19 protein-coding genes and 1 pseudogene are annotated in these 18,817 nt (G+C 69.3%); 4 read left to right on the forward strand and 16 right to left on the reverse strand.

Annotated elements, in window-relative coordinates; translation table 11 throughout:
- Positions 1–174: 174 nt before the first annotated feature.
- Entirely contained in the window at positions 175–444 is a 270-nt protein-coding gene (locus tag CMO28_RS03085; protein WP_082828450.1) for a CDGSH iron-sulfur domain-containing protein, read from the reverse strand.
- A 294-nt stretch (positions 445–738) separates the two neighbouring features.
- On the opposite strand from CMO28_RS03085, the gene ispH reads away from it, so the two are divergent.
- The 3 genes from ispH to rnhA all read left to right on the forward strand — a co-directional run bounded on the left by ispH (position 739) and on the right by rnhA (position 3,209).
- Positions 739–1,719: a 4-hydroxy-3-methylbut-2-enyl diphosphate reductase gene (ispH, locus tag CMO28_RS03090; RefSeq protein ID WP_296709430.1), complete on the forward strand. Its 981-nt coding sequence runs from the start codon at positions 739–741 to the stop codon at positions 1,717–1,719.
- Positions 1,720–1,801: 82 nt separating this feature from the next.
- Entirely contained in the window at positions 1,802–2,767 is a 966-nt protein-coding gene (locus tag CMO28_RS03095; protein ID WP_296709433.1) for a homoserine kinase, read from the forward strand.
- Positions 2,754–3,209: a ribonuclease HI gene (gene rnhA, locus CMO28_RS03100; RefSeq protein WP_014746310.1), complete on the forward strand. Its 456-nt coding sequence runs from the start codon at positions 2,754–2,756 to the stop codon at positions 3,207–3,209. The genes CMO28_RS03095 and rnhA overlap by 14 nt, the downstream gene beginning before the upstream one ends.
- A gap of 21 nt (positions 3,210–3,230) precedes the next feature.
- Here the strand turns inward: rnhA and CMO28_RS29860 are convergent.
- The 4 genes and pseudogenes from CMO28_RS29860 to CMO28_RS03120 form a co-directional block, all read right to left on the reverse strand.
- Positions 3,231–3,496, reverse strand: a pseudogene (locus CMO28_RS29860) (helix-turn-helix domain-containing protein).
- A gap of 39 nt (positions 3,497–3,535) precedes the next feature.
- Positions 3,536–4,210, reverse strand: coding sequence for a uracil phosphoribosyltransferase (gene upp, locus CMO28_RS03110; RefSeq protein WP_296709439.1), 675 nt, complete (start codon positions 4,208–4,210; stop codon positions 3,536–3,538).
- Between the two features lie 126 nt (positions 4,211–4,336).
- Complete coding sequence (locus CMO28_RS03115; protein ID WP_296709444.1) at positions 4,337–4,819, reverse strand: peroxiredoxin; 483 nt, start codon at positions 4,817–4,819, stop codon at positions 4,337–4,339.
- A gap of 149 nt (positions 4,820–4,968) precedes the next feature.
- A complete protein-coding gene (locus CMO28_RS03120) occupies positions 4,969–7,230 on the reverse strand; it encodes a protein-disulfide reductase DsbD family protein (RefSeq protein WP_296709447.1) in 2,262 nt (753 codons plus the stop codon).
- Between the two features lie 271 nt (positions 7,231–7,501).
- On the opposite strand from CMO28_RS03120, the gene CMO28_RS03125 reads away from it, so the two are divergent.
- Positions 7,502–8,095: a YqgE/AlgH family protein gene (locus tag CMO28_RS03125; RefSeq protein WP_082828345.1), complete on the forward strand. Its 594-nt coding sequence runs from the start codon at positions 7,502–7,504 to the stop codon at positions 8,093–8,095.
- Between the two features lie 286 nt (positions 8,096–8,381).
- Here CMO28_RS03125 and CMO28_RS03130 read toward each other — a convergent pair whose 3' ends face one another.
- The 11 genes from CMO28_RS03130 to CMO28_RS03180 all read right to left on the reverse strand — a co-directional run bounded on the left by CMO28_RS03130 (position 8,382) and on the right by CMO28_RS03180 (position 18,813).
- Positions 8,382–9,209 (reverse strand): urea carboxylase-associated family protein, encoded by an 828-nt coding sequence (locus CMO28_RS03130; RefSeq protein WP_296709563.1) that lies wholly within the window; start codon positions 9,207–9,209, stop codon positions 8,382–8,384.
- Between the two features lie 72 nt (positions 9,210–9,281).
- Positions 9,282–9,932, reverse strand: coding sequence for a GNAT family N-acetyltransferase (locus CMO28_RS03135; protein WP_062762551.1), 651 nt, complete (start codon positions 9,930–9,932; stop codon positions 9,282–9,284).
- A gap of 28 nt (positions 9,933–9,960) precedes the next feature.
- A complete protein-coding gene (locus tag CMO28_RS03140) occupies positions 9,961–10,323 on the reverse strand; it encodes a sulfurtransferase TusA family protein (RefSeq protein WP_296709460.1) in 363 nt (120 codons plus the stop codon).
- Between the two features lie 38 nt (positions 10,324–10,361).
- Positions 10,362–11,639, reverse strand: a complete 1,278-nt coding sequence (locus CMO28_RS03145; RefSeq protein WP_296709462.1) for a M16 family metallopeptidase — start codon at positions 11,637–11,639, stop codon at positions 10,362–10,364.
- Positions 11,640–11,700: 61 nt separating this feature from the next.
- Positions 11,701–13,104, reverse strand: coding sequence for a threonine synthase (gene thrC / locus CMO28_RS03150; RefSeq protein WP_296709466.1), 1,404 nt, complete (start codon positions 13,102–13,104; stop codon positions 11,701–11,703).
- A 169-nt stretch (positions 13,105–13,273) separates the two neighbouring features.
- The gene (locus CMO28_RS03155) at positions 13,274–14,812 is read right to left on the reverse strand and encodes a carboxypeptidase M32 (RefSeq protein WP_296709471.1); all 1,539 of its coding nucleotides are present in this window, start codon (positions 14,810–14,812) and stop codon (positions 13,274–13,276) included.
- 35 nt (positions 14,813–14,847) lie between these two features.
- Complete coding sequence (locus CMO28_RS03160; protein WP_296709474.1) at positions 14,848–15,852, reverse strand: COX15/CtaA family protein; 1,005 nt, start codon at positions 15,850–15,852, stop codon at positions 14,848–14,850.
- 77 nt (positions 15,853–15,929) lie between these two features.
- Entirely contained in the window at positions 15,930–16,715 is a 786-nt protein-coding gene (locus CMO28_RS03165; RefSeq protein ID WP_296709477.1) for an SURF1 family protein, read from the reverse strand.
- Between the two features lie 9 nt (positions 16,716–16,724).
- Positions 16,725–17,132, reverse strand: a complete 408-nt coding sequence (locus CMO28_RS03170; protein WP_296709479.1) for a DUF983 domain-containing protein — start codon at positions 17,130–17,132, stop codon at positions 16,725–16,727.
- Positions 17,132–17,941 (reverse strand): cytochrome c oxidase subunit 3, encoded by an 810-nt coding sequence (locus CMO28_RS03175; protein WP_296709482.1) that lies wholly within the window; start codon positions 17,939–17,941, stop codon positions 17,132–17,134. The genes CMO28_RS03170 and CMO28_RS03175 overlap by 1 nt, the downstream gene beginning before the upstream one ends.
- A 173-nt stretch (positions 17,942–18,114) precedes the next feature.
- Entirely contained in the window at positions 18,115–18,813 is a 699-nt protein-coding gene (locus CMO28_RS03180; RefSeq protein WP_296709485.1) for a cytochrome c oxidase assembly protein, read from the reverse strand.
- Positions 18,814–18,817 lie beyond the last annotated feature (4 nt).

Below are 18,817 nucleotides of genomic sequence, written 5' to 3' on the forward strand. Positions count from 1 at the left end.
GACGCGGAATGGGACTGTGCCACGACGAAGCGCTCCGTGATCGTTTATCGCCGGATCGCCCGGGGGACCGGGCGGCCGGCTGAGACAAGCGCCACTTTATAGCGATGGCGCGCGGGCACGCAATGCCGCCGCCCGCGCGTGTCCGTGTCACCTCCTGGGGCCGCGTCCCCCGGGTCACAATCTTTCGTGACTGCCGTCACACATGGGGCCCGCACCGGTCTGCTTGCAGCCGCAGAACCAGACCGTGCCGTCCTCTTCGGCCTTCCAGGCCTGGGGGCTGAGCCCGGTGCCCTTGTGGGTGCCGTCGCAGAAAGGCTGTTTCGTGCTCAGCCCGCAGGAGCACCACCAATAGGTCCGCCCCGCCTTCACCGCCACCTCAAAGGGCTCCGCCTGTGCCACCACCGGTGCCGCGGCCGGCGGCGTGGCGTCGTTTTCCATCGTCATGTCCTGACCCTTCCCGTCTCTTGCCGGCCGGATCGGCCGATCGGTCATCAACTCGTGCCTCGGTGCCGCCCCGTCGGCGCAATGCGCGCCTTGATTGCTTTATTTCCGGAACAGGCATCCATGAGTGTAGTGGCGGGGAATCGCCGCGGGCAAGGGCCGGGATCGTTCTTTCAAGGCAACGGGATGCGTGCGCCCGGTGTTGAACTCGGGCGCTGCCCGTGCCATACCGCACCCTATGCGAGCCACCCTCCCCGGATCCGCCTGCCGGATCCTTCAGCCCGGAGAGCCGACGCGATGACCAAGGCGGCCCCGACCTCCCCAAAAGCGGCATCCCCTGCCGCGGTCACCATCGTGCTGGCCGAACCCCGCGGTTTCTGCGCCGGGGTCGACCGGGCGATCCAGATCGTCGAGAGGGCGATCGAACGCTTCGGCGCGCCGGTCTATGTCCGCCACGAGATCGTCCACAACAAGACCGTGGTGCAGGATCTGGCAGCCAAGGGCGCGGTGTTCGTGGAGGAGCTGGACGAGGTGCCGGACGGGGTGCCGGTGATCTTTTCGGCCCATGGCGTGCCCAAATCGGTGCCGGCCGAGGCCGCACGGCGGGAGCTGCACGCGATCGACGCCACCTGCCCGCTGGTCTCCAAGGTTCATCGAGAGGCCGAGCGCCATCACGGCGAGGGACGCCATGTGCTGCTGATCGGCCATGCCGGCCACCCCGAGGTGATCGGCACCATGGGCCAGCTGCCCGAGGGCGCCGTCGACCTGATCGAGAGCATCGCCGATGCCGAGGCCTATCAGCCGCCGCGCCCCGGGCTGGAGCTTGCCTTCGCGACCCAGACCACCCTGTCGGTGGCCGATACCTCGGGCATCATCGAGGTGCTGCGCCGCCGCTTTCCCGAGATTGCCGGCCCCCGGCGCGAAGATATCTGCTATGCCACCACCAACCGCCAGGAGGCCGTCGCCCGCATCGCGGCCGAGGTTCAGGCGGTGCTGGTGATCGGGGCGCCGAATTCCTCGAACTCCCGCCGGCTGGTCGAAACGGCGGCGGTGGCGGGCTGCGCCAATGCCAGGCTGATCCAGACCGCGGCCGAGATCGACTGGTCGCGGCTGGAAGGGGTGACCCGGATCGGCATCACCGCCGGCGCCTCTGCCCCCGAAGTGCTGGTGGACGAGGTCATCGCGGCCTTCCGCGCCCGCGGCCCGGTCTCGATCGAACGGGTGACCACGGCCGAGGAACGGGTGGTGTTCAAGCTGCCGCCCGAACTCAATCACTGAACGGTTCCCCCGGACCACCACCCGCAACCAGAGGAGACGCGCCACGGGATCCGCCCGGGCGCAACAGGAGGCATCGACCGGAATGGCGGTCTATACGGCGGTCGACGACGACGACATGCGTGCACTGCTCAGCGGCTATGATATCGGCCCCTTCGAGCGGTTGCAGGGCATCCAGCAGGGGGTGGAGAACTCCAACTGGTTTCTCGACGCCGGCGGCCGGCGCTATGTGCTGACGGTCTATGAGAAGCGGGTCGACCCCGCGGATCTGCCCTATTTCCTGAACCTCATGGAGCACCTCACCCGGCGCGGCATCCGCTGCCCGGAACCGGTGCACGACCGGTCGGGCCGGGCGCTGGTGGAACTGGCCGGCAAGCCGGCGGCGATCTTCACCTTCCTGCCCGGCCGCGGCCCCGGCCGGATCCTGCCCGCCCATTGCCGGGCGCTGGGCACGGCGCTGGCCGAACTGCATCTTGCGACCGCGGATTTCACCGGCCGGCGCCCCAATGCGCTGGCCCTGCCCGGCTGGCAAGGGCTCGCCGCCCGCATCGGCGGCCGCGCCGACGAGATCGTGCCGGGCCTTGCCGCCGAGATCGCCGACACGCTGGACCGGCTGGCCACGGCCTGGCCGGCCGATCTGCCCGCGGGCACGATCCATGCCGATCTCTTCCCCGACAATGTGTTCTACGAGCGGCCGGACCGGGTGTCGGGGCTGATCGATTTCTACTTCGCCTGCTCCGACGCCTTCGCCTACGAAATCGCGATCTGCATCAATGCCTGGTGCTTCGAGCCGGACGGGCAGTTCAACGTGACCAAGGCCCGGCTGATGCTGGGCGCCTATCGCAAGGTCCGGCCGTTCTCCGACGCCGAGCTGGCGGCCCTGCCGCTGCTCTGCGAAGGGGCGGCGCTGCGCTTCCTGCTCACCCGCGCCTATGACTGGCTGAACCGGGTGGAAGGGGCGCTGGTGAAGCCCAAGGATCCGCTCGAATACCTCCACAGGCTGCGCTTCCATCGCAGCGTTACGGGACCGGGCGCCTATGGCCTCGACTGACGCACCGAAGAAGATCGTCGAAGCCTTCACCGACGGCGCCTGTTCGGGCAATCCCGGCCCCGGCGGCTGGGGCGTGCTGCTGCGCTGGGGAGAGCTGGAACGCGAGATGAGCGGCGGCGAGCCGCTCACCACCAACAACCGCATGGAGCTGACCGCGGCGATCGAGGCGCTGCGCGCGCTGAAACGCCCGACCACGATCCGGATCTGCACCGACAGCACCTATGTGCGCGACGGCATCACCAAATGGATCCATGGCTGGAAGCGCAACGGCTGGAAGACCGCGTCCAAGGATCCGGTCAAGAACGCCGATCTCTGGCAGGAACTGGACGGGCTGGTCCGCGGCCATACGGTGGAATGGGAATGGGTCCGCGGCCATGCCGGCCACCCCGAAAACGAACGCGCCGACGCGCTGGCGCGCGCCGGGATTCCGAAGCGGGGCTGAGAGGGACGCCGGAACCTCACATCAAGCCAGCACGCCCAGGCCGTGACGTTCAACCAATGACAGAAGTTTGAGCGACGCACCCGCCGGTCGTTTCTCGCCCCGCTCCCACTGGCTGATAAGGCCGGTGGTCACGTCGGGATGGCATCCGAACGCTCAGGCGCCACCGGTGCCAGGGCAAGGGCGTCGAACTGGCGCATGGTCTGTTTGTCGAGCAGGCCCACATCGTGCAGATCCGACGCCGTCTCGTGGATCGCGGCCAGGGCCTCACTGCGGTAGGTCTTCGTCACTGCAGGGTCCCTTATGTCAGGTCGCGAGAGGCGGCGAGATCACCGCGTCCCGAACAGCCGGTCGCCGGCATCGCCCAGGCCCGGGCGGATATAGGCGTTTTCGTCGAGGCAGCGGTCGACGGCGGCGACATAGACCTTCACCTGCGGATGGGCGCGGGTGAAGACCTCCAGGCCTTCGGGGGCCGCGATCAGGGCCATGAAGCGGATCTGGTCGTCGGCGACCCCATAGCGGTTCAGCACGTCGACCGCATGCACCGCCGAATTGCCGGTGGCAAGCATCGGGTCGACCAGGATGAAGGTCCGGCCATCGGCCTTGGGCAGCTTCACCAGATACTCGACCGGCTCTTTGGTCTCTTCGTCGCGATAGAGGCCGACATGGCCGATGCGGGCCGAGGGCATCAGCTCGGTCAGGCCGTCGGCCATGCCGAGGCCGGCACGCAGGATCGGCACCACCGCGACCTTCTTGCCCTCGATCACCGGCACCGCCACGCGTTCGAGCGGCGTCTCCAGCTCTTCATGGGTGATCGGCAGGCTGCGGGTGATCTCGTAGCCCATCAGCAGGGCGATTTCGCGCAGCAGCTGGCGGAAGGTCTTGGTCGATGTCGCCTGGTTCCGCATATGGCTGAGCTTGTGCAGGATCAGCGGATGGTCGAGCACATGCAGGTTGGGGAAACGCGCGGCCAGGTCGCGGTGGTCGGTGGGGGTCTTGGTCATATCGGCTCCGCGATGGCTGGGCGGGCGTTGAAAAGATGCCGGTACGGCGATACGGCCGGCACCCGGGACGGGATGCCAGCCGCGCCGCCGATGCAGCATGCGGAGCCCGAAGGCTCCGCGGCAGGATCAGAGCTGGCCGAGCAGGGTGCCGGCGTCGCTCACCTCGAAAGCGCCGGGCTTTTCGACGTTCAGCTGGGTGACGACGTCGTCCTTGACCAGCATCGAATAGCGCTGCGAGCGCAGGCCCATGCCGAAGCCCGTGCCGTCGAGCGTCAGGCCCAGCGCCTTGGTCAGGTCGCCATTGCCGTCGGCCAGCAGGCGGACCTTGCCGTCGACGCCCTGGGCCTTGCCCCAGGCGCCCATCACGAAGGCGTCGTTGACCGAGATGCAGACGATCTCGTCGACGCCCTTGGCGGCGATCTGATCGGCCTGCTCAACGAAGCCCGGCAGATGACGGGCCGAGCAGGTGGGGGTGAAGGCGCCGGGCACGGCGAAGACCGCCACGGTGCGGCCGGCGAACAGCTCGTCGGTGGACACCTTGTTCGGGCCGTCCGCGGTCATCTCGACCAGGGTGGCTGCCGGAATCTTGTCGCCGATGGAAATGGTCATGATCTCGCTCTCCTGGCTCGGAACTCGCGTCTCGTCTGCGGGGGCAGCCCTGTCGGTGTGGCCGGCCCTCCGGATCGCCGCCATTTAAGGCCGGTTCCGGTGACGGGCGCAAGTCCGCGGGCGCGGGTTTTCGCGCGGAAGGCGCGCCCTCAGCCGGCGCCGTTGCCGCGCGCCTGATCCAGCGCCCGGGTCACGGCATCGGCGGTCAGCAGTTCGGGCAGCACCAGCCCCTGCGGCGCCGCCGGGCCGTAGACCACGTTGAACGGAATGCCATAGCGGCCGAAGCCCGCCAGATAGTCGGCGATCGCCGGATCGGGCCGGGTCCAGTCGGCCTTCATCGCCACCACATCGGGTGTGGCCAGGCGGCCCGCCACCGGATCCACCGCCAGCACCCGTTCCTCGTTCACGATGCAGGTGACGCACCAGCTGGCGGTGACGTCGACGAACACCACCCGGCCCTTCGCCACCTCGGCGGCGATCGCCCCGGCCTCGAAGGGCGTCCAGGGCCCCTCGGCCGCAATCGCCTGCAGGCCGCGGCCGGACGGGGGCGAGGCCAGAACCGCGGTTGCGACCGCCGCCACCGCCAGACCGCCGACACCGGCCCAGCGCAGCAGCCGGGCCTTGGTGATGACCAGCGGCAGCAGGGCGGCGAGCGCCGCCAGCACCGCCACCGCCGCGGCCGCACCCGGCTGGACCAGGCGGCTGAGCACCAGAGTGAGCCAGAGCGCGGTCCCCGCCAGCGCCAGGCCCATCGCGACCTTGACCCAGACCATCCAGCGCCCCGGCCGGGGCAGCAGGCGGATCGCCGAGGGCACCGCCGCGATCGCCAGATAGGGCAGCGCCATGCCCAGCCCCATGGCGGCGAAGACCGCCAGGATGTCGGCCGTGCCGCCGGCGAGCGCAAAGCCCAGCGCCGTACCGACGAAGGGCGCCGAACAGGGGGTGGCGAGCAGGGTCGCCACCACGCCGCTCATCATCGCGCGGCCGAGCTTCGGCCGCCCGCCCGCCTCGGGCACCGCATCGCGGGCGAGCCCGCCCGACAGCACGGGGGCCCGGATGGTGAAGACCCCAAGCTGCGAGGCCGCGAACAGCGCCATGATCACGATCATCACGCCGATGAAGGCCGGCTGCTGGAACTGGATGCCCCAGCCGACCGCAACGCCGGCCAGTTTCAGCCCGGCCGCCGCCAGCGCCAGCGCCAGGAAGGACAACAGGATGCCGGCGGCCGTCGCCAGCAGGCTGGCCCTGACATCGCCGCGGCCGAGGCCGCGGGTCGCAACCAATCCCATCAGCTTGATCGACAGCACCGGCAGCACGCAGGGCATGACGTTCAGGATCAGCCCGCCGAGCAGGCCGATCAGCAGGGCGGCAACCAGCCCGCCTTCGGGGCCGAGCAGGGTTGCCGGCGCCGGCACCACCTGGGCGGTGGTCTCTACCGCACGCAGCCCCGCACCCGGCGCATCATCGACCAGCGTGAGCCGCACCGCCTCTCCCAGAAGCCGGGCATCGGCGGTGGGGGGTGCCACATCGGCGACGAAGCGGATCCGCCGGCCGTCGTCGAGCCGCCGGGCATCGGGCGGCGAGAAGGCGAAGCCGTCCGGCCCCTCGATGAAGACATCGGCCGTGGGGCCGAAGGGCGCATCGCTCTTCGCCTCCACCACCAGCCGGGCGGGGCCGTCGCCCTCGGCCGCAATCCAGCCGGCCGAGACCGCCGCAAAGGGGGCGGCGGCGAGGTCTGAGACGACCGCCGGCACCGCTGCCCGGGCAGTGTTGATCGCGGCTTCGGCCTCGGCCGCGGTGCGGTCGAGCGGATCGGCCGGCCCCGCCGGCACGTCGAGCGCCAGATCGGCGGTCACCGGAATGCACAGCGCCTCGCAGACCTGATAGTCGACCTTGAGACGGACGGGCCTCAGACGGATGGGGCCGGTCACGCTGCCGGGCGGGGAGGCCGCCTCCGGGGCCAGCTGCGCCGTCACCGGCAGCAGGACATGGTCGGCATAGGCATAGGTGTGGATGGTCTCGAAGGCGGTGAAACGCCCGGGCAGCGGCCAGTGGATCTGCGTGGCGGCGATCTGCCCGTCGGCGATCGAGGGGCTGGCCCCATCGATCGCGGGCGGCAGGCCCGCATCGCCGGGCGAGCGCCAGTAGAGCTTCCACCCCGGCTCCATCCGGAAATCCAGACCGAGCGACAGCTCCCCCCGCGCCGCCTCATCCGGGGTCTGCGGCGCCGCCACCAGCCGCACCGCCGAGCGCTGCCCCTCCGCCCAGGGGCCGATCCAGCCGCGCGGCGCCTCTGCCGCCAGGCCGGGCGCCATCATCGTCAGACAGGCGAAGGCCAGCATGATGCCCGAACCGAAGGCGGCTATGGCCTTCTGCCGGAGGGTCTGGCGGTCTGTGCGGCGGATATGCATGCGGCGGTCCCATGGGTTCCCGGGCTGGGGCGGCAGCGGCCGGCCGCTCGCGGGGCGAACAGATGTGCCCTTGCGCATGCTCCGGCGCCAGCCTACCTAATCCAGACGTAACTATAGGCGGCATGGCGCCGGAAGGACATGCGACAGGGCGTCATGTGGCGGCGACCACGTGATTGTGATGATCCTTCGTGCGCTTCCCCACAGCGGGCGACCGCGACAACACGGGCGAGAAGGTAGTCGGGCAATGGCAGGGATGCGGGCAGACCGCCCCATGGCGGCAGCAACCACCACGCCTTTCGAGATGTCGGGCCCCGAGGGCCTGACCGGCAAGGTGCTGATCGCGATGCCCCGGCTGGAGGATCCGTGGTTCACCAAGACGGTGATCTATCTCTGCGCCCATTCCGACGACGGCGCAATGGGGCTGGTGGTCAACCGGGTGCTCGACACGGTCGACTTCCCCGAACTTCTGTCGCAGCTCGGCCTGGATTGCAGCCCCGAAGCGGCGACGGTGAAGGTCCATTTCGGCGGGCCGGTCGAAACCGGCCGCGGCTTCGTGCTGCATTCGACCGATTACGTGCTCGCCACCAGCCTGCGCATCGATGACGGCGTGGCGCTGACCGCCACGCTCGACGTGCTGAAGGCGATGACCGAAGGCCACGGCCCCGATCGCACGCTCGTCGCCCTCGGCTATGCCGGCTGGGGCCCCGGCCAGCTGGAGACCGAGATCCAGAGCAACAGCTGGCTGGTGGTCGACGCCGATGCCGAACTGCTGTTCGAAGGCGATGTCGAGGGCAAGTGGCGCGAGGCGATCGGCCGTCTGGGCGTGGACCTCGGCCATCTTTCCGGCGAAGGCGGTCACGCCTGACCGCGATGCGGCGACGTGCACCGGCGTGGCACGGCCTCGCCCGGCCCCTGTGCCTCGCCTGCACAACCCATTGATTTTGTGTGAGACCTGCCCTGGTCGGGAAAAAACTTTGCAGGCTTTGTCGATTCAGTATTGCGAATCATTCTCAATCTCATATTATCAACGGCGTGCAAACGTTTCATTCCCGTTTCGCACGACTCGTCCTCACACACGCGACTTTGCCGGCCAGGCACTCCCTGGCCGGCATTTTTTTTCGGGGCGACTCCCGGGACCCCGCGGGGGCGGCTCAGAGCCCGTCATAGCCGTTCGGCGCCGGCCAGGGCCAGGCGGCGAGCGGGGCGGGATCGGGCCGGAAGATCTCCACCTTCAGCGGGTAGCAGCGCGCCGCATCGCTTGAATGGCTGGCGCTGCAATCGCCGCCGGGACAGGCGGAGAGCGCCGCCAGCAGGTCGATCTCGGCGAAGAGTTCCAGAAAGTCGCCGGGGCGGACCGGGCTCGCCTTCATGAAATACTGGTGCGTGTCGCGGGTGAAGCCGGTGCACATGAAGACGTTGAGCACGTCGTGGACATGGGGCTCCGCCGCCCGCGGGCTGAGGCCGGCAGCCGCGGCGAGCGCGCGGCAGAGATTGGAATGGCAGCAGTGGTGATAATCGGTGCCGGTCAGCAGCCGGTTGGTATAGGGGTCGCAGCGCGTGCCGATCACGTCGTGCACCCCGCCGCCATCGGCATCCCAGCCATACCAGCCGAGGGTGTCGTGGCTGATGGTCGCCATCGGCCGCAGGGCCGGCAGCGTGCTCCACAGCCGATGGCCGGTGGTGACATGAGTGGCGTGCAGCGCCCTTGTCTTGCCGCTGAAGAAGCGCTCCGACAGGTCGTGGGCATTCCAGAGATTGAGATCGCCGACCTGCGGCCCCTCGATCGAGAGGATGCGGAAGAAATGGCCCCGGGGCACCCGGAAGGCCCGCCCGTCGCGGGGCGGCACGACCAGCTCGTCGATCTTCTCCATCCCCGCCCGCGCCGCCTCCAGCGCCGCCATGTCGGGGGCGGGCAGGCTGCCGTTCGGATAGACCACCACCGGTCGCGGACCGGCCGTTTCCTGCGTCTCGATCGTCATCATGCCCTCCCCTTCTGCGAAGCGCGGTTCGCTTCAGAGTAGCAGAAGGGTAGCAGAAGGGGGGCGGCGGGTTCAGCCGGCGTCGATCACCGCCGGCGGCAGCGGCCGGCGGCGGCGCCAGTCGGTCGCGATCAGGCCGAACAGGCGATGATCGGTCCAGCGGCCGTCGATCAGCAGATATTCGCGCGCATAGCCTTCGGATTCGAAACCGAGCTTTTCCAGCAAGCCGATGCTGCGATGGTTTTCAGGCAGGCAGGCCGCTTCCAGCCGGTGCAGCCCCAGCGTGTCGAAGACGAAATCGGCAGCCCCGGCCAGGGCCTCGGTCATATAGCCCTTGCGGGCGACATGCGCGCCGATCCAGTAGCCGACATTGCACGACTGGACCACGCCATAGCGGATGTTGTTGAGGGTGAGCCCGCCGGCCAGGCTCAACGCCTCGCGCCCTTCGCTGCGGCCGTCGCCCGCGTCACGGACGAAGACGTGGAAGGCGAGCCCCATGCCCCGGCGGGCAATCATGCGATAGTGGCCGACCCGGCGGCGATAGGCCCCGCGGCTCAAGGGATCATTGCCCCAGGACGGCTCCCAGCGCTCCAGAAACTCCCGCGAGGCCTCGCGCACCTCTGCCCATTCGCGATAGTCGACCAGACGCGCGGGGCGCATCACCACCCGCGGCGTGATGATCCGCGGCCGATCGCCGCCATCCATCGAGGCAAAAGGCCACATTCCGGATGCCTCCCCGTCCGCCGGCCGGTCAGTCGCCCGCGCCCTTGCGGACGCGGTAGACGAAACGGGGACCGTCGCGGCGCTGGTCGAGCAGGACATGGCCGCCGGTGTCGCAGAAGGCCGGAATGTCGATATAGGAGGCGGGATCGGTGGCGATCACCTCGATCACCGCACCGGCGGCCAGGGTGTTCAGCGCCTTGCGGGCCTTCAGCACCGGCCAGGGGCAGACCAGCCCCTCGGCATCGACCACCAGGGCGACCGGCCCGTCGGGATTGCCCGGGGCCTGGGGATTGGCTGGGGCCTGGGGATTGCCTGGGGCCTGGAAATTGCCTGGGGACTGCGGCTCTCCCGCCCCGGTGGTGCCCGCCTGCATGCTTCGTCCTGCCGTCATGCCGTCTCCTGCCTGCGGTCGGATCCTGGGCCCTGCCGTCAGCCGAAGCGACGGCGGAGATCGTCGTAGGATTGCACCCGGGCGATCGGCCCCAGCGCCGCCAGGGTCGGCGCCCCGCCCCCCAGCAGCCGGGCCGCCAGCCGCGACACCTGATCGGGCGTCACCATCTGCAGCTCGGCCACCGTTTCGGCCACCGACTGCGCCCGGCCGTGGATGATCAGCGACTGGGCAAGGCGTTCGGCGCGCGCGGTGGTGCTTTCCAGCCCCATCAGCAGCCCGGCCTTCAGCTGCGCGAACGAGCGGCGAAGCTCTTCCTCGCCCACCCGGTCGGCAACGCCCAGGGTCTCGTCCACGATCACCGGCATCGCCTCGGCGATCTCGTCCTCGGCGGCCGCGACATAGATGCCGAACAGGCCGTGATCCTCGAACGGGCTTGCGAAGGAATAGACGTTGTAGCAGAGGCCGCGCTTCTCGCGCACCTCCTGGAACAGGCGCGAGGACATGCCGCCGCCCAGCAGCGTGGCCAGCAGCTGCGAGGCGTGATAGTCCTCGTGGGCATAGCCGATGCCGGGGAAGCCCAGCGTCAGATGCACCTGGCCCAGATGATCCTTGCGCCGGCGCAGATCGCCGCCGACATAGGCGGCGGGGTCGATGTCGCGCGGCTCGGTCGCGGGCAGGGCGTCGAAGAAGCGGGTCGCCAGATCGACCAGCCGGTCGTGATCCACCTTGCCCGCCGCCGCCAGCACCATGCGGCCGGCGGCATACTGGCGGCGCATATAGCCGGCGATGGCCTGGCGCGGCATGCCGCGCACGATGTCGACCGGGCCCAGGATCGGCCGGCCCAGCCCCTGATCGGGATAGGCTGCGATCTGGAAATGGTCGAAGACCACATCTTCCGGCATGTCGTCGGCCGACAGGATCTCCTGCACCACCACCGAGCGCTCGCGCTCCAGCTCGTCCGGGTCGAAGACCGAATGCTGCAGGATGTCGGCGAGCACGTCGACGCCCAGCTCCAGATCGTCGGCCATCAGCTTCAGGTAATAGACCGTCTGCTCGCGCGAGGTATAGGCGTTCATATAGCCGCCCACCGCCTCGACCTCTTCCGCCAGGCCCTGGGCGGTGCGCCGCTCGGTGCCCTTGAAGGCCATATGCTCGAGCAGATGCGAGACGCCGTTGATCTCCGCCGGCTCGTGGCGTGTGCCCGCATGCACCCAGACCCCCACGGTCACGGTCTCGACATGGGCCATGCTGTCGGTGGCCACACGCATGCCGTTGGGCAGGGTGGTGATGCGGATGCTGGAACCGTCGAGACTCATGATGGCGTCTTCTGCCCTTCTGTCGGAGATGTAACCGGCGGATCGTGCCCGACCGGAGCGGTCAGACGTTGCGGCGGTGCGACAGGATATGGGAGGTCAGGACCGAAACGTCAGCCTCCAGCGTGTCATATCGCTCCGGCCGCTCCATCAGGTCTGCCATGCGCGCAGGCAGGGCCGGACGACGGCCGATCGCCTTTTCCACCGCATCCGGGAACTTGGCCGGATGGGCGGTCGCCAGCACCACCACCGGCGTGCCGGCCGGCACGCCCTCGCGGCGGTCGCGGGCCACCGCCACGCCCACGGCGGTGTGCGGATCCAGGATCTCGCCGGTCTCGGTGAAGACACGGGCGATGGTGTCGATGGTGCGGGCGTCGTCGGCAGCACCGGCATCGAAGAGCAGCCGGGCCTTGGCGATCTCGGCATCGCTGATCGGCAGGCTGCCGGTTTCGCGGAAGGTGCGGATCGCAGCCGCGGTGGCCTCGCCGTCGCGGCCCTTCAGATCGAAGAGCAGCCGCTCGAAATTGCTGGCGACCTGGATGTCCATCGACGGGCTCCAGGTCGGCCGCACGCCGGCCGAGGAATAGTCGCCATTGCGGAAGAACCGCGCCAGGATGTCGTTCTCGTTGGTGGCGACGATCAGCTTCGCCACCGGCAGGCCCATCGAGGCCGCGATATAGCCGGCATAGACGTCGCCGAAATTGCCGGTCGGCACGGCGAAGGCGACCTCGCGATCGGGCGCCCCAAGGGCCAGAGCCGCATGGAAGTAATAGACCACCTGCGCGGCGATGCGGGCCCAGTTGATCGAGTTGATCGCGGTCAGCCCGACCTGGTCGCGGAAGGCCTCGTCACCGAAAGCCGCCTTCACCATGTCCTGGGCATCGTCGAAGGTGCCGCGGATGGCGATGTTGTGGACATTGGGCGACAGCACGGTGGTCATCTGCCGGCGCTGCACCTCGGAGGTGCGGCCCAAGGGATGCAGGATGAACACGTCCAGCCGCGCGCGGTCGCGGCAGGCCTCGATCGCCGCCGAGCCGGTATCGCCCGAGGTGGCGCCCAGGATCACGCCGCGCCGGTCGGACCGGTCCAGCGCATGATCGAACAGCCGGCCCAGCAGCTGCAGGGCGAAATCCTTGAAAGCGAGGGTCGGGCCGTGGAACAGCTCCATCACCCATTCATTGGCGCCCAGCTGCTTCAGCGGCGCCACCGCCCTGTGGCCGAAGCCGGCATAGGTGTCGTCGATCATCCGGTCCAGATCGGCCGGCGCAATGGTCGTGCCGACGAAAAGCCGCATCACCTGCTTCGCAAGGCCCGCATAGTCCAGCCCCCGCCAGGCCCGCATGGTGGCCGGCTCGACCCGGGGCCAGCTCTCGGGCAGATAGAGGCCGCCGTCGCGGGCGAGACCGTCGAGGAGAACCTGACCGAAATCGAGCCGCGGCGCGCGGCCGCGGGTGCTGATGTACTGCACGGAGGTCAACCTTCGTCGTAGGAGGCAGAAGAGGGGGGGCAGAAGAGGGGGCGCGACCGGCCGGAAAAGCCCGGACGCGCCGAGACTACCGGGACCGGCGCGCCCGATCAATCGACCAGCGCCGCCGGTCAGCCATGTGGACCTGTCCGCCCCGGCGCCGGGACCGTGGTCAGGCCGGGCCTTCGCCCAGATAGCGGCGGCGCAGATGGCCGAGGAAGGCATCGGCGGAGAGCGGCGCGCCGGTCGCCCGCTCGATCAGCTCGTCGGCCGACCAGCGGCAGCCCTGGCCGTGGACATGGGTGCGCAGCCAGCCGAGCAGGCCCGAGAAATCGCCGCGCGCCAGATCGTCGTCGAGCGCCGGCAGCGCCCGGCGGGCGGCCTGGAACAGCTGTGCCGCCGCCATCGCGCCCAGCGAATAGGTCGGGAAATAGCCGAAGGCGCCGCTCGGCCAGTGGATGTCCTGCAGGCAGCCGTCGCGATCGGTATCGGGCACCACGCCGACCAGCCGGGCCATGCCCTCGCGCCAGGCGCCGGGCAGGTCGTCCACGGCGAGGTCTCCGGCGATCATCGCCCGCTCCAGCCCATAGCGCAGCATGACATGGCCGGGATAGGTCACCTCGTCGGCATTGACCCGGATGAAGCCCGGCCGCACCCGCACCATCAGCGCATGAAGATTGTCGGCGTCATAGGCCGGATCATCGGCGTCGGCACCGAAGGCCTCGCGCGCCGCGGCGGCAAAGGCGGTCATGAAGGGCCGGCTGCGGCTGGCCTGCATCTCGGTCAGCAGCGACTGACTTTCATGAATGGTCATGCCGCGGGCAAGCCCCACCGGCTGGTCGCGCCAGTCGCGGGGCAGGCCGTGCTCGTAGAGCGCATGGCCGGTTTCGTGCAGAACCGCCATGGCGCTTTCGGCGAAATCGGCCTCGTCATAGCGGGTGGTGATGCGCAGATCATCGGGCACGCCGCCCGAAAACGGGTGGTGGCTGACATCCAGCCGGCCATGATCGAAGGGAAAGCCCGCCATGGTCATCAGCCGGATGCCGAGCGCGCGCTGCGCCGCCACCGGGAACGGCCCCTGCGGCCGCACCGGCTGGGGACGCGCGGCCTGGGCTGCGAGTGCGGCATCGCGGATCACCGGCAGTTCCGCCTCCAGCCGCGCGAAGATCCGGTCGATATCGGCCGTGCGGCGGCCGGGATCATAGGCGTCGAGCAGCGCCTCGTAGGGCGGCAGGTCGAGTGCGGCGCCCTTGGCGGCGGCGGCCTCGCGCTCCAGCTTCAGCACCTGGGCAAGCGCCGGCGCAAAGCGGGCGAAATCATCGGCCGCCCGGGCCTCGCGCCAGATCATCTCGGAGGTCGAGGCCGCTTCCGCCCGCCGCCGGACCAGATCGGCCGGCAGGGCGGTGGCATGGGCATGGCGGCGGCGCATCTCGGCCAGATTGGCCTGCTGCCAGCCCAGGCGATCGGCGGCCGCCTGATCGGCGGGGGCAGCCGCCGCCAGCTCGGCCGCGGCATCGTCGAACAGCGCCGGCAGATCCGGGGCCGTCAGGATGTCGTGGCCGATCTCGGCCAGGGTCGCCATCTGGGCCGCGCGCACCGTGGCACCGCCCTTGGGCATGTTCACCGCCCAATCCCAGCTGAGCACGCCCTCGGCGCCCTCGATATGCGACAGGCGGCGGAAGCGCGCCTCGAGTTCGGTCATGGCCGGCATCGGCGGAGACGTCCTTGTGAGCGGATCAGGGGTGGTCAGGCGCCACGCGCGGGCACGGCCTGGCCGGCGGCAGGCTCCGGCCGGCCGCGAGGCACCGCGGTGCCGGGGCCGAAGGCCAGATGCAGCAGGGTCACGACCAGCGAGGCCAGCACCAGCACGCCCATGCCCTGATGGGTGGCGGCCGTCCAGACCGGCACCTGCAGGAAGATGACCGCCGCGCCGACACCGACCTGAAGCGCGACCAGGCCCATGGTGCGGTGCATGTCGCGGGCAAAGCCCGGCGCCCGGCGCCGGGTGCGGCGCGCCCAGAGGAACAGGCCCAGGATGGCGAGCGCCGTGACGCCGGCCAGCACCCGGTGGGTGAAGTGCAGTGCGATCAGCGGATCGTCGAGCGGCGGCACCACCGCGCCATCGCAGAGCGGCCAGGTCGAGCAGGCGAGCGAGGCACCGTTCTTGGCCATCATCGCCCCGGCGGCGATGGTCGAGAGCGCAAGCAGGGCCACCGCGAAAACGGCGAGCCGGGCACCGCGGGCGACAGGCTCGGTCCAGACCAGCGCGCTCTGTGCCGGACGGCCGGCCGAGACATACATGCCGATCAGCATCGCCAGCACCAGCTGGGCGTTGGAGAGGTGAACCGCGACGCTCCAGGGAGAGTTCCGGTCCAGCACCGTCAATCCGCCGAGCAGGCCCTGCACCAGCAGCAGCGCCAGAGCGGCGATGCCGAACAGGGCCGGCCGCAGGTTTTCACGCCGCATGATCAGCGCCCAGACCGCCAGGATCAGGGTCAGCGGCCCGACGATGATGCCGGCGATGAAGCGGTGCACCCATTCATACATCACCTGGGTGAAGGTGTAGTCGATTCCGGGCACGGTCGCGAGCTTGGCCGGCGTCGGCACCCAGAAGCCGTAGCAATGCGGCCAATCGGGGCAGGACAGCCCGGAATTGGTCGCGCGGATGACGGCACCCAGAACGATCAGCACGAAGGTGGCGACGATGGCGATGCCGGCGACGGCACGGAAGCGACGGATAGAGGGTTTCATCGGACGGCCGTAACGGTTCGGGTCAGAGAGCGATCAGGCGGCGGCAGGCGGCAGGCGATCGGCCGCAGGCGGGCGGATCAACGCCGCCGCCTGTAGACGACATAGATCACGATCAGCGAGATCGCCAGCGCATACCAGGTGATCGCGTACTGAAGATGGTCGTTGGGCAGCTCCGACCGGGTCTGGCCCCCTTTGGGCAGGTCGCCCGGGATCGGGGTCGCATCGGCCTCGACATAGACCGGTGCCAGGGTCTCGCCGACGAAATCCCCCATCACCTTGGTGTCGATGGTGAACCAGAAATTCTCGGACGGCCGGTTGTCGGGCACCACCCAGGCGGTGGTTCGGGGCACACGGGCGACGCCGGTGACGGTCACCTCGCCCGGGATCTGGCCGGCGGCACGGGTGGCCGGATCCTTGTGGTCGAGCGGCACCCAGCCGCGGCTGACCAGCACGGTCTGCGCCGTGCCTTCGGGCAGGTCGGTGCGCTCGAACGGCGTCAGGATGTGGTAGCCGGAATTGCCGTTGAGCGATTTGGCCGCCTGATAGAGTTCCTTGTCGTGGCGGAAATGGCCGGTCATCCGCACCCGGCGGAAGGACCATTCGGCCAGCTCTTCGGGCGTGGCGGCCGGGCCGAAGACCGGGAGCGCGACCGGATCGGCGGCGAGGCTTGCCGCACGCTGCTCGATCAGGTCGGTCTTCCAGGCCAGGCGCTGCACCTGCCAGGTGCCGAGGCCGAGCATGGCCGCCACGGCCAGCACCACGAGGACGAGCAGAAGTCCGGCCCGTTCAGGCTTTCTGTCGGCGGGGCGGCCGGCGCGGCCGGCACGCGGGGAACCGGACGGCGACGGATCGGCAGCGGGCATGATGGGGTGTCAGTCTCCGGTGGTGCCGTCCGCATCCAGGCCGAGGCCGAGGATGCGGTGGCGGTATTGCTGGGCGACCATCCATGCCTTCATCGGCCGGAGCAGGCCGATCGACAGGACAACCGCCAGCGGCAGCCAGATCACGAGATGCAACCAGATCGGCGGCGCCCAGGTGAGTTCCACCCAGAGCACCAGCGCCATCAGGATGAAGCCGGCGATCAGGATCACGAAAGCGGCCGGGCCGTCCTCGCTCGCCACGTCCCGCAGGTCCAGGCCGCAGCGGTCGCAGGAATCACGAACGGCGAGAAGCCCCCGGAACAGGCGCCCCTCGCCGCAGCGTGGACAGCGGCAGCGGAGGCCGGCGACCAGCGGGTTAACCGCCGGCCAGTCCCCGCCTCCGCCCTGCCGATCGGTCATCAGCGGCCCCAGACGTAGATCGCGACGAACAGGAACAGCCAGACCACGTCGACGAAGTGCCAGTACCAGGCCGCCGCCTCGAAGCCGATATGCTTCTGGGGGCTGAACTGGCGGGCGATCGCCCGGCGCAGGCAGACGGCCAGGAAGATGGTGCCGACCAGCACATGGAAGCCGTGGAAACCGGTCGCCATGTAGAAGGTGGAGGCATAGACGCCATCGGTGAAGGCGAAGGTGGCGTGGCTGTATTCATAGGCCTGGACGCAGGAGAAGAACACGCCGAGGCCGACGGTGATCGCCAGCATCTGCACGGTGGTGCGGTTGTCGCCCTCGCGCAGCGCATGATGGGCCCAGGTCACCGTGGTGCCCGACAGCAGCAGGATGGTGGTGTTCATCAGCGGCAGATGCCAGGGATCGAAGGTCTCGATGCCCTCGGGCGGCCAGACCCCGCCGACCGCTGCGGTCGGGAACAGCGAGGCGTTGAAATAGGCCCAGAAGAAGGCGACGAAGAACATCACCTCCGAGGCGATGAACAGCACCATGCCCATGCGCAGGCCGATCTGGACCACGCCGGTATGGGCCTTGTGCTGCACCGATTCCTTGATGACGTCCCGCCACCAGCCGGCCATCACGCCCAGCACGCAGAGGAAGCCCACCAGCAGGACCAGCCAGCCCACCGGGTTGTCGTGCATGAACATGACCCCGCCGACCGCCATCAGCAGGCCGGCCATGGCCCCCAGGAAGGGCCACGGGCTCGGGTCGACGAGATGATAATCGTGCACTTTGGTGTGCGCGGCGTGTGCTTCGCTCATTCTACACTCCTCCTCAAGGCCGATGCCGCATGACCCCTGGCAGTCGCCCTCGTCCGGCGTCGGCCGTCGGCCCGGGGACGGGGCGCACCCCCGCCCCCGGCAGCTTCCCTGCACCGGACCGCAGGGATGGTCCGGGCGTTTCCTTCCCTTTTGTCAGTCTCCGACCAGGAGCCTCAACCACCCGCAGGGCGGGTCTGGCCTCCGGTTCGGGCGCCGTCCGCCAGTATGGTGCCGGGCGTTACGGTCGCAAAATCCTCAAGCTTCCGGCCGGTCCGCTCCAGATAGCTCTGCAGCCCCTCTTCCCCCAGATCGAAGAAGGTGTAAGAGAGCGTCACGGTACGAACCTCGTCGACATTGCGGTCATCCGCCATCTTCGGATCGATGTAGAAGCTGACCGGCATGTCGATCGACTGCCCCGGCATGAGCAGCTGCTCGGTGAAGCAGAAGCAGTCGATCTTGTCGAAATAGAGCCCCATCTTCTGGGGCGTCACGTTGTAGGCGGCCTGGCCCAGCACCGGACGGTCGCTGTTGTTGACCGCCTTGTAGAAGGCGAGATGGCGCTCGCCCACCTTCACCACCATTTCGCGCTGCTCGGGGAAGAAGCCCCAGGGCATGCCGCGGGCGGTATCGGCGTTGAAGCGGACCTTCATCTCGCGGTCGAGCACCGGCACCTCGGTCGCATCCGCGACCTGGGTGGTGCCGCCATAGCCGGTGACCTGGCAGAACAGGTTGTAGATCGTGGTCGAATACGAGGTCAGCACGGTCATGCCGCCCAGCAGCACGCCGACGCCGATCAGGGTGCCGAGCTTGCCGCGCCGCTGCCGCCGCGCCCGCTCGATCGCCATATCCTCCCGTCCGTCCGCCTCGCTCACGACC

The organism is Tistrella sp. (assembly GCF_002684955.1).
GTDB lineage: Bacteria > Pseudomonadota > Alphaproteobacteria > Tistrellales > Tistrellaceae > Tistrella > Tistrella mobilis.